Origin of the sequence: Pedobacter sp. AK017 (assembly GCF_014200825.1) — a bacterium.
GTDB classification, from domain to species: Bacteria; Bacteroidota; Bacteroidia; order Sphingobacteriales; family Sphingobacteriaceae; genus Pedobacter; species Pedobacter heparinus.
Map to the genome: position 1 here is coordinate 251,539 of NZ_JACHCW010000002.1, position 14,573 is coordinate 266,111.

At 42.8% G+C, this 14,573-nt stretch carries 17 protein-coding genes; 14 read left to right on the forward strand and 3 right to left on the reverse strand.

Annotated elements, in window-relative coordinates; all coding sequences use genetic code 11:
• Positions 1-17 precede the first annotated feature (17 nt).
• Genes HDC92_RS04175 through HDC92_RS04190 form a run of 4 tightly spaced genes read left to right on the forward strand, consistent with a single transcriptional unit; the run spans position 18 to position 2,165 of the window.
• A complete protein-coding gene (locus tag HDC92_RS04175; RefSeq protein WP_015810045.1) occupies positions 18-386 on the forward strand; it encodes a two-component system response regulator in 369 nt (122 codons plus the stop codon).
• Positions 387-394: 8 nt separating this feature from the next.
• Positions 395-1,219 (forward strand): CheR family methyltransferase, encoded by an 825-nt coding sequence (locus HDC92_RS04180; protein WP_015810044.1) that lies wholly within the window; start codon positions 395-397, stop codon positions 1,217-1,219.
• Complete coding sequence (locus HDC92_RS04185) at positions 1,201-1,782, forward strand: chemotaxis protein CheB (RefSeq protein ID WP_183872536.1); 582 nt, start codon at positions 1,201-1,203, stop codon at positions 1,780-1,782. Before HDC92_RS04180 ends, HDC92_RS04185 begins: the two co-directional genes overlap by 19 nt.
• 14 nt (positions 1,783-1,796) lie before the next feature.
• On the forward strand, positions 1,797-2,165 hold the full coding sequence (locus HDC92_RS04190) for a response regulator (RefSeq protein ID WP_183872538.1): 369 nt from the start codon (positions 1,797-1,799) through the stop codon (positions 2,163-2,165).
• Between the two features lies 1 nt (position 2,166).
• On the opposite strand, the gene HDC92_RS04195 is transcribed toward HDC92_RS04190, so the two are convergent.
• Positions 2,167-3,846 carry a dipeptidyl-peptidase 3 family protein gene (locus tag HDC92_RS04195; protein ID WP_183872540.1) on the reverse strand — a complete coding sequence of 560 codons (1,680 nt, stop codon included), beginning with the start codon at positions 3,844-3,846 and terminating at the stop codon, positions 2,167-2,169.
• An 88-nt stretch (positions 3,847-3,934) separates the two neighbouring features.
• Here HDC92_RS04195 and HDC92_RS04200 point away from each other — a divergent pair, with 88 nt between their 5' ends.
• Positions 3,935-4,765 carry an N-acetylmuramoyl-L-alanine amidase gene (locus HDC92_RS04200; RefSeq protein ID WP_183872542.1) on the forward strand — a complete coding sequence of 277 codons (831 nt, stop codon included), beginning with the start codon at positions 3,935-3,937 and terminating at the stop codon, positions 4,763-4,765.
• A 29-nt stretch (positions 4,766-4,794) separates the two neighbouring features.
• Here HDC92_RS04200 and HDC92_RS04205 read toward each other — a convergent pair whose 3' ends face one another.
• Positions 4,795-6,456 (reverse strand): glutamine--tRNA ligase/YqeY domain fusion protein, encoded by a 1,662-nt coding sequence (locus tag HDC92_RS04205; protein ID WP_036675009.1) that lies wholly within the window; start codon positions 6,454-6,456, stop codon positions 4,795-4,797.
• A gap of 81 nt (positions 6,457-6,537) precedes the next feature.
• Here HDC92_RS04205 and HDC92_RS04210 point away from each other — a divergent pair, with 81 nt between their 5' ends.
• From HDC92_RS04210 to HDC92_RS04240, 7 genes are all read left to right on the forward strand, one after another.
• Entirely contained in the window at positions 6,538-6,957 is a 420-nt protein-coding gene (locus HDC92_RS04210) for a cobalamin B12-binding domain-containing protein (RefSeq protein WP_015810038.1), read from the forward strand.
• A gap of 3 nt (positions 6,958-6,960) precedes the next feature.
• Positions 6,961-7,743 (forward strand): enoyl-CoA hydratase/isomerase family protein, encoded by a 783-nt coding sequence (locus HDC92_RS04215; protein ID WP_183872544.1) that lies wholly within the window; start codon positions 6,961-6,963, stop codon positions 7,741-7,743.
• Positions 7,744-7,904: 161 nt separating this feature from the next.
• Positions 7,905-9,308 carry a sigma-54-dependent transcriptional regulator gene (locus HDC92_RS04220; RefSeq protein WP_015810036.1) on the forward strand — a complete coding sequence of 468 codons (1,404 nt, stop codon included), beginning with the start codon at positions 7,905-7,907 and terminating at the stop codon, positions 9,306-9,308.
• 13 nt (positions 9,309-9,321) lie between these two features.
• Positions 9,322-10,374 (forward strand): AI-2E family transporter, encoded by a 1,053-nt coding sequence (locus HDC92_RS04225; protein WP_183872546.1) that lies wholly within the window; start codon positions 9,322-9,324, stop codon positions 10,372-10,374.
• Between the two features lie 52 nt (positions 10,375-10,426).
• Entirely contained in the window at positions 10,427-10,696 is a 270-nt protein-coding gene (locus HDC92_RS04230; protein WP_015810034.1) for a YtxH domain-containing protein, read from the forward strand.
• Between the two features lie 22 nt (positions 10,697-10,718).
• Positions 10,719-11,105 (forward strand): phage holin family protein, encoded by a 387-nt coding sequence (locus tag HDC92_RS04235; protein WP_015810033.1) that lies wholly within the window; start codon positions 10,719-10,721, stop codon positions 11,103-11,105.
• Positions 11,080-11,532 carry a hypothetical protein gene (locus HDC92_RS04240; protein WP_238326521.1) on the forward strand — a complete coding sequence of 151 codons (453 nt, stop codon included), beginning with the start codon at positions 11,080-11,082 and terminating at the stop codon, positions 11,530-11,532. Before HDC92_RS04235 ends, HDC92_RS04240 begins: the two co-directional genes overlap by 26 nt.
• Before the next feature lie 52 nt (positions 11,533-11,584).
• On the opposite strand, the gene aspS is transcribed toward HDC92_RS04240, so the two are convergent.
• A complete protein-coding gene (gene aspS, locus HDC92_RS04245) occupies positions 11,585-13,330 on the reverse strand; it encodes an aspartate--tRNA ligase (protein ID WP_183872548.1) in 1,746 nt (581 codons plus the stop codon).
• 147 nt (positions 13,331-13,477) lie between these two features.
• Between aspS and HDC92_RS04250 the strand changes: the two genes are divergently transcribed.
• Positions 13,478-14,020, forward strand: coding sequence for an RNA polymerase sigma factor (locus tag HDC92_RS04250; RefSeq protein WP_183872550.1), 543 nt, complete (start codon positions 13,478-13,480; stop codon positions 14,018-14,020).
• A gap of 1 nt (position 14,021) precedes the next feature.
• The gene (locus HDC92_RS04255) at positions 14,022-14,549 is read left to right on the forward strand and encodes a hypothetical protein (RefSeq protein ID WP_015810029.1); all 528 of its coding nucleotides are present in this window, start codon (positions 14,022-14,024) and stop codon (positions 14,547-14,549) included.
• Positions 14,550-14,573 lie beyond the last annotated feature (24 nt).

Here is a 14,573-nt window from a genome sequence, read left to right on the forward strand (position 1 = left end):
ACCATGTTTTAAAATATATGGCAGTTAATAAAATATTGATAGTAGATGATGACAGCAGGAATATCTTTGCCTTAACGGCAGTATTGAAAGCTAAAGGTTATAAATGTATGTCTGCTATAGGCGGGCAGGAAGGACTTGACATACTGGAACAGGATAAAGACATTACTGTAGTACTGATGGACATGATGATGCCGGGAATGGATGGTTATGAAGCGATGCACAGGATGAGTAAGGATCCTTCATTAAAGGATATCCCCGTGATTGCGGTTACGGCCCAGGCAATGATGGGTGATAGGGAAAGGTGCTTAAATGCAGGAGCTGTGGGTTATATTTCCAAGCCGATAAATGTTGATGAATTAACCCGCTTGTTAAACGATTATATTTAACGGAACAGATGCTGGAGGTCCCCGTAATTCAAGACGAACATGTAGAGATCCTGCTTTCCGATCTGCTGGAACAATATGGCTATGATTTCACGGGTTATTCACGGGCTTCGCTAAAAAGAAGGATTTCCAGGTTGTACACTTTGGATAAAGCCTTGAGCTTTGCCGAGTTCAGGTACAGGATTTCGGATGATCAGGCTTATTTTAAGCGGTTTGTAGAGCAGATTACCGTAAATGTGACCGAAATGTTCAGGGACCCCTCTTTTTTTAGAACATTAAGGGAGGAAGTGCTGCCCAAGCTGGGCACCTATCCCTTTATTCGTATCTGGCTGGCAGGCTGTTCAACCGGAGAAGAAGCCTATTCTATTTCTATCCTTTTAAAAGAATTGAATTTGTTGCATAAATCTTTGATCTATGCAACCGATCTGAACCCCGCTGTGCTGGAAAAAGCGGCCCAAAGCATGTTTGCCATGAGCCAGATGAAGCAGTACTCTGAAAATTATATCCTTTCAGGGGGGCTAAAAGATTTTTCGAGCTATTATACGGCCAGCTATTCGCTGGCAAAGTTTAATGAGGACCTGAAAAGCAAGATTATATTTTCGACCCATAACCTGGTGTCCGACCATTCTTTTAATGAGTTCCAGCTGATTTTATGCAGAAATGTGCTGATCTATTTTGACCGTGACCTGCAGCACAATGTGCTTGATCTTTTTGACAATAGTTTGGAAGGTCTGGGTTATCTGGCCCTGGGCAGTAAGGAAACGGTTGATTTTTCGAGGATTGCCAAGCGGTATAAGCGGTTACCCGGAGAAAAGATATGGAGGAAGATAGGCTGATGGAAAAATGTAAGGCACTTATCATAGGCGGTTCTGCCGGTAGCTTAGATGTATTGCTAAAAGTATTGCCGGTAGTAAGGCCGGACATTAGCTTCCCGATCATTATTGTGGTGCACAGAAAACATGGAACAGATTCTTTACTGCCTGTTTTATTGTCGACACGGACTGAAATGAGGGTTAAGGAAGTGGATGAAAAAGAGGCCATATTGGCGGGTACCATTTACATTGCACCTTCAGACTACCATTTGCTGATTGAGCAGGACCAGACCTTTTCCCTGGATTATTCTGAGAAAATAAATTATTCGCGCCCTGCAATTGATGCGACCTTCCAGACGGCGGCAGAGGTATACCGGTCGCAGCTGGTTTGCCTGTTGCTTTCGGGCTCTAATGCCGACGGGGTAAGTGGGCTGAAAAGCGTGAAAATCTGGGGTGGAACAACTGTAATACAGGATCCGGAGACCGCGCAGGTTGCCTATATGCCGGCACAGGCAAAGCTAAATGTGCAAATAGATTATGAATTAAGTATTGAAGCTATAGGAGATTTCATAAATTTGCTACCCTAATCTTAAGATTATAAATGGCAAGGAATAAAAAAGTATTCGTGTTTGACGACAATACAGACATTTTAGAGCTGTGTACCATTATTTTACAGGATGCCGGGTATGACATTAAAACTTCCTCTACCTCTAATCATATCATAGACCAGGTTATGGCCTATACACCTGATATCATTTTTATGGACAACTGGCTTCCTGATGTGGGAGGCATTGATGCGACACGGGAATTAAAATCGCATGACTTGTTAAAAAACATCCCTGTGATCTATTTTTCGGCCAACAATGATGTCAAATCGCTCGCAGATCAGGCTGGTGCCGACGGTTACCTGTCCAAGCCCTTCGATATAGAAGAGCTGGAAGATATCATCAGCAAGCATTTAGCCATGTAGGTTATTTAACGCCTAAAACATCGACCCCCTGTTCAAAAATAATATCAACAGGAATTCCTCTTTTGGTTAATTTATCCAGATCTCCCTGTAATTCAGGTGAAATTACGGCCATCTTTTTCTGGGTGCTTTCTACAGTGGCCTTATCTCCATTACCCTGCAGCATAATGATCATCCGGCTCAGCTTGTTCATTGCACCTTCAAATTTGCTGAAATCGACTTTGTAGGTGCCATCACTGTTCCTGATAAAGGCTCCATTTTCCTTAAAGAAGTTGAAACACTGCATATTGGCCTTGCCATGTGCGCTGGCAGCCCCAAACCTTACAGAACGTAAAATTCCTGCCATGTAGGTGGTATAAAATGCTTTAATGTCGCCCTGCAGTTCAGCTTTTTTAAGTAATCCGGTAACCATATACAGACCCAGTACATCTGCTTTTCCTTCTTCCAGCCATGAATATTGTTCCTGCAGTGCTTCTTTCACAAAGCCTTTTCCGGTAACCGTTTTCTTGATACCCAGTCCGTGTGCCACCTCATGGAACATCACATTGGCAAAAAAAGCATCAAAATTGACATACTGTTGTTGTTCTTTGTCAATAAGCTCTTTTGCAATTGGAACGAGGATCTTGTCAAATTTGGCTTTCATCGCATTTTTTAGCTGCGAACGCCTGGTTCCTTTCTTTTGCTGTATGACTTCATCGTTGGGCAGGTTAACTGCTATGGTTTTGGATCCTGCATTACAATCTCCGGCATAATAAAGTACATCATAGGCATTCAGTTCAGAATCTGTACCTGGCTTTTCAGTTTTATACTTAGCTTCAACCGGAAGGCCTTTTTGCAGATCCGGCAGCATGCTAACGTATTTCGCAAGCCGTTTGCTCCATACCTTATCTTTAACCAGCACATACGATTCATAAGCGGCCCTTGCATTGAAAAGCTTGTCCTCATAGTTCTCTATAGGGCCAATAATGATGTCAAGCGTATTGGTTTTCATGTCCAGCCAGGCATAATCACTTGGGGCGTAAACATCAGTAACCAATGCATCGGCACGAAGGTTCAGGTATTTTTTAAAGCCCGCATCTTCGGCAAGCAGTGCGGCCTGTTTAAGCAGGTTGGATGCTTTTTGCAGTTCAGCCGCATAAAGGATGTGATAGGGAACGGCGGTCAGTTTTCCGGCCGTGTCTCTTTGAATAACTGAATATAGTCCGAATTTGTCTTTTACATCAGATTTTTCCAGTTCTTCTTTGGTCATCCCTGCAGGATAAAAATTAGCTGCGGCCGGCTTGGGGCCTATGCCAGCTATAAAAGGTTTGTCGCCGTTCAGCCTGTCCCAGGGGCCATAATTTATTTCTACGAAGGCCTTTGTTTTTTCGTCTTTAATGGTGCTTAACAAGCTGTCGCGCTGAGGGTATGCCTGTTTCCAGAACAATTCGTCCATAATTTTAGCTGCCTGGATGAGCAGGGGCAGTATTTTGCGTTCATTAACCGTTAAATCGTTCAGGTTGGTGGTCAGTTTAACCGTTTCATAAATGCCCAGGCGCTCATTTACATAGCGCTGAAGGCTATCGTTGCCTGAACTGTTATTTTTAGTTTCGTTATTGCTTTTTTTCTGCGAATTGGTACAAGCGGCAATGCCGGTAAGCATGGTACATGCGGCAATGATCATTGTTATTTTACTTATCTTCATGGGCTGATTTCCTTGTGCTGTTAATACATTAATAGATGGCAACGAAATTAGTAAAAAATAGTAATTTCACATCCTATATACTTCCATTATGATACAACTGCATTTTAAACGCCACTACCTTTACTTTATCCCGCTGTTTTTACTTACGGCATGCTCAACAAACAAGTATGCTGCTACCAATAAGGTGTACAAAAAACAGGCTTCGGGCTTTGCCGAGACCATAAAAGCGGCACCGCCGTTAAACCAGGGCATAGATTCGTTACCGGCCAATCCTTTGTCCTGGGTAGGCTCCGTTAATTTTGGCATCCGTAAACCAAATTTTGTAGTGCTGCACCATACCGCACAGGATTCTTCGGCCCAAACTTTAAAGACCTTTACCATTACACGGACACAGGTAAGCTCTCATTATGTAATTGGCCGTGATGGAAAAGTATTTCAGATGGTAAACGATTACCTAAGGGCAAACCATGCGGGCGTGTCCAGGTGGGGAAATGAAATGGACCTCAATTCTTCGTCTATTGGGATAGAGATAGACAATAATGGAAAAGAACCTTATTCGGAAGTACAGATAAAAAGTTTGATCACGGTACTTCGGGCATTAAAAAAGAGATACGGCATCCCTACGGCAAATTTTATAGGCCATGCGGATATTGCGCCGGGACGTAAAAACGACCCGAGGAATTTTCCATGGAAAAGAATGGCGGCAGAAGGTTTTGGCTTTTGGTATGATGATGTGCTGGTGATGCCGCCTGACGATTTTGATGCGGTAGCTGCATTGAGGATTATAGGTTATAATGTAAAAAACCTGAATGCTGCAATTGAAGCGTTTAAGATCCACTTTGTGCAGACAGACATTAGCCAGGTGCTTACGCCGGCAGATAAGCTGATCCTGTTTAACGTATATAAAAAATACATGTAAATAAAAAAAGCGCCTTTAAGGCGCTTTTTTTATTTGTTTCCTTTTGCCCAGGCATCTTTTAAGGATACCGTACGGTTGAACACCAGGTGTGCTGTTGTAGAATCCTTATCGAGGCAGTAATAACCTTTTCTGATAAACTGATAGCGGGCATCCTGACTGGCGGTGCTCAGGTAGGGCTCTATATAGGCCCGTTTGATTACCTCAATGCTGTTCGGGTTCAGGTAGTCTTTAAAATCGCCTTCTTCAGTGTCAGGAGATTCCACACTGAACAGGCGGTCGTACATCCTGATCTCTGCGCTTTTTGCATGTTTGGTGCTTACCCAGTGGATGGTTCCCTTTACATTGATGCCACTGGTATCTTCCCCGCTTTTAGATTCAGGGAAATAGGTACAGTGTATTTCGGTTACCTTGCCGGTTTCGTCTTTTACAAAATCTTCGCATTTTACAATATAAGCGTGTTTCAGTCTTACCATTGCCCCCGGGGCTAGCCTGAACCATTTTTTAGCGGGTTCTTCCATGAAGTCTTCCCGTTCAATCCAAAGTTCATTGCTGAAAGGGATTTCCCTGTTGCCACCTTTATCTTCAGCTTCAGGATTATTTTCGCCGATCAGGATTTCATTTTTACCTTCCGGATAATTGGTAATGACCAGTTTGATCGGATCCATAACAGCCATAACACGTGTGGCCGTTTTATTCAGGTGTTCCCTGATACAAAACTCCAGCAGGCCAAGTTCAATCAGGTTTTCCCTTTTGGCTACACCAATGCGTTCGCAAAATTCACGGATACTTTCGGGGGTATAACCCCTGCGCTTTAAGCCACTTATGGTTGGCATGCGGGGGTCATCCCAGCCGCTCACCACGCCTTCATTAACCAGTTGCAGCAGTTTACGCTTGCTCATTACGGTATAAGAAAGGTTTAAGCGGGCAAATTCATATTGTTTGGAAGGATAGATTTCCAGTTTTTCTATGCACCAATCGTACAGTTCCCGGTGCGAAACGTACTCAAGGGAGCATAGAGAATGGGTGATGTGCTCGATGCTGTCGCTTTGTCCGTGTGCAAAATCGTACATCGGGTAAATGCACCACTTGTCTCCCGTACGGTGATGTGCAGCATGTTTAATGCGGTAAATGATCGGGTCGCGCATAATCATATTCGGACTGGCCATATCAATTTTAGCCCTTAAGGTGCAGGCGCCATCCTGAAATTCGCCATTCTTCATGCGGGTAAACAGCTCCAGGTTTTCTTCAATGCTGCGGCTGCGATAGGGACTATCTTTGCCGGGTTCTGTGGGCGTGCCTTTTAGCAGGGCAATTTCGTCTGCTGTACTGTCATCTACATAAGCAAGGCCTTTATGGATCAGTTTAACTGCGTATTCATAAAGGGTATCAAAATAATCAGAAGTATAATGAATGTTTTTCCATTCGAAGCCAAGCCACTGGATGTCGGCCTGCTGACTGTTTACATATTCTGTTTTCTCGGTAACAGGGTTCGTATCGTCGAACCGAAGGTTGGTATAGCCGCCATATTTTTTGGTTAAACCAAAGTTTAAGCAGATTGCTTTGGCGTGGCCAATGTGTAAATACCCATTAGGCTCCGGTGGAAAACGGGTAATCAGTTTTTCGTATTTTCCGGTATTTAAATCGTTCTCAATGATCTCTTCAATAAAGTTCAATGATCTTTCCTCACTCATATAAACTGTAATTTTAGTGGTCAAAGTTAACATAAAACCGCTAATTTACTTACATTTACAACCTACTTATTAGCATAAATTATGAGCAATGCATTAAACAGGCCTATCCGGGTTTTAGTGGCCAAGGTTGGATTGGACGGTCATGACAGGGGGGCAAAAGTTATTGCAACTTCCTTAAGGGATGCAGGCATGGAGGTGATCTATACCGGCTTGCGCCAAACGCCAGAGATGGTGGTAAACACTGCATTACAGGAAGATGTTGACGCCATAGGAATTTCGATTTTATCGGGCGCGCACATGACGGTATTTCCAAAGATCGTTGAGCTCATGAAGCAGAAAAAGGTAACAGACGTATTGCTTACCGGTGGTGGAATTATTCCGGAGGGAGATATGAAAAAGCTTAAAGAGATTGGCGTAGGGGAGTTGTTTGCCCCAGGAACAACTATGGAAAGTATCGTTAACTATATCAGGAACTGGGTAACCGAAAACAGAAATTTTTAGACCATGACTTATCAGCACATTTTATCCGTATTAAAAGAACAGGTATTGTATGTCACCATTAACAGGGAGCAAAAGTTAAATGCCTTAAATAAAGAAACATTGGCCGAACTGGCCCATGTGATTGAATATGCAGCCGGAAATGATGAAATAAGAGGGGTTTTGCTGACCGGTGCCGGAGAAAAGGCATTTGTAGCCGGAGCTGATATTTCGGAGTTTTCTGATTACAATGCTGCGCAGGGAGAAGCGCTGGCCAGAAATGGGCAGGAGCATGTTTTTGATGCGATAGAAAAATGCCCTAAGCCGGTTGTTGCTGCTATTAATGGTTTTGCCCTGGGCGGGGGGCTGGAGCTGGCTATGGCCTGTCACATCCGTGTGGCTTCGGAAAATGCCAGATTGGGCTTACCAGAGACCTCTTTGGGCCTGATTCCGGGTTATGGGGGAACGCAGCGGTTAACCCAATTGGTAGGGAAAGGGCGGGCCCTGGAAATGATTGCCACTGCCGATATGATCTCTGCAGAACAGGCAGAAAGAATTGGCCTGGTAAATTATGTAGTTCCACAGGCAGAACTGATTGCCAAAGCAGCATCTATTTTTGCTAAAATTAAATTGCGTGCTCCCCTGGCCATAGCTGCTGCAATAAAAGCTGTCAACGCCGCACATACTTTTGATGTAAACGGCTTTGAAACGGAGATTGAAGAATTTGGAAAGTGTTTTAACACCCAGGATTTCAAGGAAGGGGCAGGTGCTTTTTTAGAAAAGAGAAAACCCCTGTTTATCGGGAAATAGGCGCTTAACAGCTGTTTAGACCCGTTTTTTTGTCCTCCTGACATTTTTTTGAACGCATCTTTTTGCTTTTGAGGGGAATTGCTTTGCAAAAAGTGTAGAGAATATTTCCCATAACAAAAAAACTCTCTTATATTTATCTCAGTATTATTCAATAAATATCTATGAGAAAAATATTAATTGTTGATGATGAAATAAATATTGGGATACTATTATCTAAATTTTTAACGCGAAATTCTTTTAGTGTGTCGACGGCTACAAGTGGTGTTTCGGCGATGGAATATCTGGCTAAAGAGTATTATGATCTGGTTTTATGCGATTATCGTCTGGAAGATACAGATGGCAAGGAAATGCTGATCAAAATAAAAGAGAAATATCCAAGAACAGGAGTGATCATCATCACAGGCTACTCTGATATTAAGCTTGCGGTAGAACTGATCAAGCTGGGCGCTTACGATTACATTACCAAGCCCCTTTATCCGGACGAGATCCTGAATACGATCAATAAGTCTATTGAAACGCAGATGGCGCTGAATGATGCAGCCTTGCCAGAGGTTTCTGAGGCGCCTAAACAGCGTGCCCAGAAACAACAGCTGTACAACCAGACGGATAACTTTGTTGCTGGCCAGAGCAATGCTTCGAGGCATTTGCTAAAACAGATCCAATTGGTGGCACCAACTTCTTACAGTGTAATTTTGACTGGAGAAAGTGGTACAGGTAAGGAATCTGTGGCAAAGGCCATCCATTTAAACAGTCCGAGAAAAGACAATCCATTTGTGGCGATGGATTGCGGTTCCCTGACCAAGGAGCTTGCCGGAAGCGAGTTTTTCGGACATGAAAAAGGTTCTTTTACAGGAGCCTTATATACCAAGATCGGCCATTTTGAAATGGCGAATGGCGGTACGCTGTTTCTGGATGAGGTTGGAAACCTTTCTTACGACATACAGGCGGCTTTACTGAGGACTGTACAGGAACGCAAAATAAAACGTATTGGCAGTACTAAAGAAATTGACCTGGATGTCCGCATCATTGTGGCGACCAACGAGAACCTTGCCAATGCCATTCAAAAAGGGAAGTTCAGGGAGGATCTGTACCATCGCTTTAATGAATTCTCTATCGACCTTCCTCCGCTGAGCCAGCGTGGAAGGGATATCCTGATTTTTGCCAATACCTTTCTGGAAGTGGCCAATCAGGAACTGGGCAGGAGTGTACAGGGTTTTTCGCAGGAAGTTGAAGATTGTTTTCTGACCTATAACTGGCCAGGTAATGTAAGGGAACTGAAAAATGTGATCAGAAGGGCTACCTTGCTTACTGAGAATCAGGAAATTCAGCTAAAGGCCCTTCCACTTGAAATTTCTACTTACGCCAGGGCAAATGCCATAGAAAATACCATGTCGCGCAATGAACGGCCAAGGGATTTAAAAAACGCAGCTTTAGAAGCGGAGTACGATGCCATTTTAAAGGTTTTGAGGGAAGTGAATTTTAATAAGACCAAGGCTGCAAAAATCCTGAATATAGACCGTAAAACACTATACAATAAAATGAGGGCCATAAACCTGGAAAAATAGCTGGTCATTAGTTATGTCGATATTTACGTATAAACAGCGCAATAATATCAACCTTGTTATTATTATAGCATTGGGCTGTTTGATTGCGTACTCCCTGCAGGGAATTTTTGGTTCAATCCTGAGTACATTGGTTTTGTTTACCATTTTAAGGCCTGCATTTATCTATATGGTGGATGTTAAGGGCTACAATAAAAATTTTTCTGCCCTTTTGCTGCTTGTTGTTTCTGTTGTGGTGATCATCCTCCCGTTCTATACCTTAAGTGCGATGGTGATCAATAAGATTGCTGAGCTGCAAAATGACCCCATCTATTTTAAGAACCTTCTTTTCAAGTTGAAACATCTGATCCCGGTGGGCGATGACGTTCAGCGGCTGATTGAAGAGGGTTTAAAAAAGGCAGGTACCTGGGCTACTGAACTGTTTCCTTCACTGATATCGGGAGCGTTTAACATCGTGCTGGGCCTGTTGCTCATGTACTTTTTGCTATACTTTATGCTGGTTGACCGGGAGCGCTTTGAAAATGCATTGATCAAATACGCGCCATTCAGGGCACAGAATGCCCAACGTTTTGCTGAAGAAATGCGCAATACAACTTATGCAAATGTTTTGGGACAAGGGTTTATTGCCATGGTGCAGGGCTCGTTGCTGAGCTTGTGCTTTTTTGTGCTCGGGTATACCGATCCTGTATTCTGGGGTGTAATCACTACTTTTATCTCTTTTGTCCCGTTATTGGGACCACCTGTAATTTTTGTGCCTGCAGCTTTAATACAAATAGCAAATGGCAATAATTTTGCAGGCTGGGCCATGCTCATATTTGGTTTTGTGGTAATTATAAACATTGACAATGTGCTGAGGTTTATAATTGCAAAAAAAGTTGGCAATATTCATCCCATCATTACGGTAATTGGCGTAGTTATTGGTGTGCCTTTATTCGGAATATTAGGACTGGTATTCGGTCCGCTATTGTTATCGTATTTCATATTATTGATTAAAATATACGAAACAAGCGCTATGGCTTCTGAAAGATTGGAAAGAATTAAAACAATTTCTGAGCACGATGAGTTATAATAAAGGTGTTCCGGATAATTAATATATCGTTAACCATAAAAATTTAAATGTTATGAATGATAATTCAAAAGTATTGGTTGGATTGTTGGTAGGTTTGGCTGCCGGTGCCGCATTGGGTTTATTGTTTGCTCCGGAAAAGGGTAGTGAAACAAGAGATAGATTGAGCCAGTCGTTAAAGGATCTGGGCGATTCTATAAAAGATAAGGCTGCAGACGAGATCAATAACCTGAGTAATTTAAAAGACAAAGTTGTTAGCTCTGTTAAAAGTAAACTCCGTCAATCTGAAGAAGAATTTATTGACGACGATTTGGAACACGCTTAAAACTATTTGCTAAACCGATTGAATGATGCAGGAAAATAAAGAAAAGAATATTGAAGAGCTATACGAAGATGCTAAAAGCTATATTGATACCCGGGTAGAGTATACCAGGTTGTATCTGGTAGAAAAGGTATCGAAGATATTTGCTGACATTGTGACCAATGCAGCGGTGGTCATCTGTTTTATTCTGGCCTTCCTGTTCGGTACGTTTACGCTTGCCTTATTTTTATCGGATGTGCTGGGCAGTTATGCCAGGGGCTTTGGCTGTGTGGCTGTTATTTATATACTGCTGGCACTTATTGTGTATTATACCAAGGAGAAGTACATAGAGAAGGCCATTATTAATTTTACGATCAGAAACTACTTTAACAAACTGGCAGATAAGGATGAAGAAGATGAACAGAAGATATAACATCAACAATTTAGAGGAGCTTCATGCGATGGTGTGCAGTTTAAAGGCTGAACACCAGCGCAAAAGCGAACTGCTCCTAAAAGACAGCAGAGCGTATTTAAAGCAGTTTACTTTGGGCGGACTGATTAAAAAGTACGCCACACCTTCTTCTTTTCTTAAAATTGATGATAAACTGAACATCAGCAGCAGTTTAATGTCGCTGGTGTTACCTTTTGTAATGAACAGTACTTTATTTAAAGGCTCGGGTTTTTTAACGAAGACCCTTGTTGGGCTGGCTTCAAATAAGGTGGGTAAGACCCTTGATGCCGAACACCTGTCGGCCATCTTTAACTCTGTAAAATCATGGTTTAGCGGTTCAAAAAATAAAAAAGAAAAATCACAGCAATATGTGGATTATGGGATTCCGCCCGATAGCGAAACCTATTGAATAAAAAAGGCCCTCATTTTAAAATGGGGGCCTTTTATTTTAAGCCTGCAAATTAAACAGTAGACTTTATTTTTAATTCGTTCAGTTGTTTTTCGTCAATTGTTGACGGGCTGTCGATCATTACATCTCTTCCTGAATTGTTTTTAGGGAAAGCAATCACATCGCGGATACTGTCCAGTCCGGCAAAGATGGAGCATAACCGGTCAAATCCAAAAGCGATGCCACCATGCGGAGGTGCCCCAAATTCAAAGGCATCCATTAAAAACCCAAACTGCTTTTGTGCCTCTTCTGTTGAGAAGCCCAGGTGTTTGAACATTAAAGCCTGCAGGGCCCTGTCGTGGATCCTGATCGAACCCCCACCTACTTCGGTGCCATTAATAACCATATCATAAGCATTGGCCCTAACCTCAGCAGGTTTAGTGTCCAGCAGCACAATATCTTCCGGTTTAGGGGAGGTAAAAGGGTGGTGCATGGCATGATAACGTTCCGTTTCTTCATCCCATTCCAGTAAAGGAAAGTCGAGCACCCACAATGCACTGAAAACATTTTTATCGCGTAAGCCTAAGCGGTTACCCATTTCCAGGCGTAGTTCACTCAGTTGTTTGCGCACTTTATCTGTAGTTCCGGCCATTACCAGTGCCAAATCCCCAGGTTGGGTATTCAGGGCGGCCGACCAGCCCTTTAAATCTTCTTCGTTATAGAATTTATCTACAGATGATTTCAGGGAGCCATCTTCGTTGTGTCTGAGGTAGATTAAACCTGTTGCCCCGACCTGTGGTCTTTTAATGAAGTCTGTGAGCTCATCCACCTGTTTGCGGGTATAGCTTGCGCAAGCTTTGGCATTGATCCCGATCACCAGCTCTGCATGGTCAAATACCGGAAAATCTTTGCCTTTAACCAGGTGGTTTAATTCTACAAACTGCATGTCAAAACGGGTATCAGGCTTGTCAGATCCATACAGGCGCATGGCATCTGCATATTGCATCCTTGGTACTTCGGGCAGGTCTATTCCTTTAATTTCTTTAAACAAAGTTCGGATCAGGCCTTCAAATGTATTCAATATATCTTCCTGTTCAATGAAAGACATTTCGCAGTCGATCTGTGTAAACTCGGGCTGCCTGTCGGCACGCAGGTCCTCATCTCTAAAGCATTTCACAATCTGGAAATACCTGTCGAAGCCCGAAACCATTAACAATTGTTTAAAAGTTTGCGGAGACTGAGGTAAAGCATAGAACTCGCCTGCATTCATGCGGCTTGGCACAACAAAATCCCTTGCCCCTTCGGGCGTTGATTTGATGAGGACAGGCGTTTCCACTTCTATAAAGTCGAGTCCGTCAAGATAACGTCTCACCGCCTGAGCAATTTTATGACGGATGATCATGTTGTTGCGTACCGGGTTACGGCGTAAATCCAGGTAACGGTACTTCATGCGCAGGTCGTCACCACCGTCCGTTTCGTCATCTATTAAAAAGGGGGGCAGTTTAGCTGCGTTTAACACTTCCAGGGCAGTGATCTTTATTTCCACCTCGCCGGTTGGCATTTTCAGGTTCTTATTGGAACGCTCTACTACCAGGCCGCTTGCTTTGATTACAAATTCACGGCCAAGGTTGCGGGCTGCCTCACACAGTTCGCGGTTGTCATCCATATTGAAAACCAACTGGGTAATACCATATCTGTCGCGAATGTCTATAAAAGTCATTCCTCCTAAATCTCTTGATTTTTGTACCCAACCGCATAGGATTACATTTTCTCCTAAGTTCTTAATGGTTAAAGCTCCGCAAGTAGTTGTTCTTAACATTCTTATTAAAGTATTAAGCGGCAAAAATATTGATTTTGAACGGGATATTTAAGCCTTCGATGAATTTAGCTTGGTATATTGAAAATATTTTTGTTAAAGCTGCAACGTTTTAAAAAATGAAGTGTCTATTTATTTGAAAGAAGAACATTGGAACCGGTATACATCGATAAAAATGCGGCACTGATCAACGGCTGCAGGCGGGGCGACCGTAAGGCACAATTTGAAATTTACAAATTGTATGCTAAAGCTATGTATAATGTGGCCCTCCGGATCGTAAATTTTGAAGAAGAGGCAGAAGATGTTTTACAGGATTCTTTTTTAGATGCGTTTACAAGGATAGACAATTTTAAAGGAGAGGCTACTTTTGGCTTGTGGCTGAAGCAGATCGTGATCAATAAATCGATCAACCAGCTGCGGAAGCGTAAGGTGGAGTTCGTAAATATAGAGGAGGTGGATGTAGCGGAAGAAAATGAACCGGCCGAAGACCTGCAATGGAAGGTAGAGGAAATCAGGACAGCGGTAGCAATGCTTCCTGACAGGTATCGGGTGGTGTTGACGCTGTATCTGTTTGAGGGCTATGACCATGAAGAGATCGCTTATATTTTAAAAATTACCGAAGGGACTTCACGCACCCAGTATATGCGGGCAAAGATGAAATTAAATGACTTATTAGCAAAGAGAGGAGTATAAGATGAAAGATAAGGGAATGGAAGAATTCATTAAGGCACATCGAAAGGAGTTTGACGTAAAAATGCCATCTGATGAGGTATGGAGCAGGATAGATGCTGCTTTGGATAGAGAAAAGGAAAAAAAAACGGTTAAATGGCCGGTTTGGGTAGGTGTTGCAGCGTCCTTGCTGCTGGTGCTGGGAGTTTTAATGTTTAATCATCGTAAGGCAGCTCATCAGCCGGAGCTGGCCGATATCAGTCGGGTATATGCAAGGAAGGAACTGCGGTTTGCCAGTCTGATTGAAGAGAAAAAAGACAGTTTACAGATATATGCCAGCAAGAACCCCAAGTTGTATGCCCGTTTTAATGCAGACCTGAATGAGTTGGGGAACGATTATGAGGCCCTTAAAAGGGAATTGCCTCAAAGTCCGAACCAAAGGGTAGTAGTAAGGGCTATGGTAAAAAACCTGGAGCTGCAGCTCCAGGTGATCAACCAGCAACTGTCAATTATTAATGATGTGAACCAGTACAAAGAGGAGAACCAGTTATGAAATCTTATATTTTAGCTATTGGGC

Excerpts from the sequence above, each read along its gene's own strand:
- HDC92_RS04175 (WP_015810045.1), top strand. The coding sequence starts at position 18 with ATGGCAGTTAATAAAATATTGATAGTAGATGATGACAGCAGGAATATC.
- HDC92_RS04180 (WP_015810044.1), top strand. The coding sequence starts at position 395 with ATGCTGGAGGTCCCCGTAATTCAAGACGAACATGTAGAGATCCTGCTT.
- HDC92_RS04185 (WP_183872536.1), top strand. The coding sequence starts at position 1,201 with ATGGAGGAAGATAGGCTGATGGAAAAATGTAAGGCACTTATCATAGGC.
- HDC92_RS04190 (WP_183872538.1), top strand. The coding sequence starts at position 1,797 with ATGGCAAGGAATAAAAAAGTATTCGTGTTTGACGACAATACAGACATT.
- HDC92_RS04195 (WP_183872540.1), bottom strand. The coding sequence starts at position 3,846 with ATGAAGATAAGTAAAATAACAATGATCATTGCCGCATGTACCATGCTT.
- HDC92_RS04200 (WP_183872542.1), top strand. The coding sequence starts at position 3,935 with ATGATACAACTGCATTTTAAACGCCACTACCTTTACTTTATCCCGCTG.
- HDC92_RS04205 (WP_036675009.1), bottom strand. The coding sequence starts at position 6,456 with ATGAGTGAGGAAAGATCATTGAACTTTATTGAAGAGATCATTGAGAAC.
- HDC92_RS04210 (WP_015810038.1), top strand. The coding sequence starts at position 6,538 with ATGAGCAATGCATTAAACAGGCCTATCCGGGTTTTAGTGGCCAAGGTT.
- HDC92_RS04215 (WP_183872544.1), top strand. The coding sequence starts at position 6,961 with ATGACTTATCAGCACATTTTATCCGTATTAAAAGAACAGGTATTGTAT.
- HDC92_RS04220 (WP_015810036.1), top strand. The coding sequence starts at position 7,905 with ATGAGAAAAATATTAATTGTTGATGATGAAATAAATATTGGGATACTA.
- HDC92_RS04225 (WP_183872546.1), top strand. The coding sequence starts at position 9,322 with ATGTCGATATTTACGTATAAACAGCGCAATAATATCAACCTTGTTATT.
- HDC92_RS04230 (WP_015810034.1), top strand. The coding sequence starts at position 10,427 with ATGAATGATAATTCAAAAGTATTGGTTGGATTGTTGGTAGGTTTGGCT.
- HDC92_RS04235 (WP_015810033.1), top strand. The coding sequence starts at position 10,719 with ATGATGCAGGAAAATAAAGAAAAGAATATTGAAGAGCTATACGAAGAT.
- HDC92_RS04240 (WP_238326521.1), top strand. The coding sequence starts at position 11,080 with ATGAAGAAGATGAACAGAAGATATAACATCAACAATTTAGAGGAGCTT.
- aspS (WP_183872548.1), bottom strand. The coding sequence starts at position 13,330 with ATGTTAAGAACAACTACTTGCGGAGCTTTAACCATTAAGAACTTAGGA.
- HDC92_RS04255 (WP_015810029.1), top strand. The coding sequence starts at position 14,022 with ATGAAAGATAAGGGAATGGAAGAATTCATTAAGGCACATCGAAAGGAG.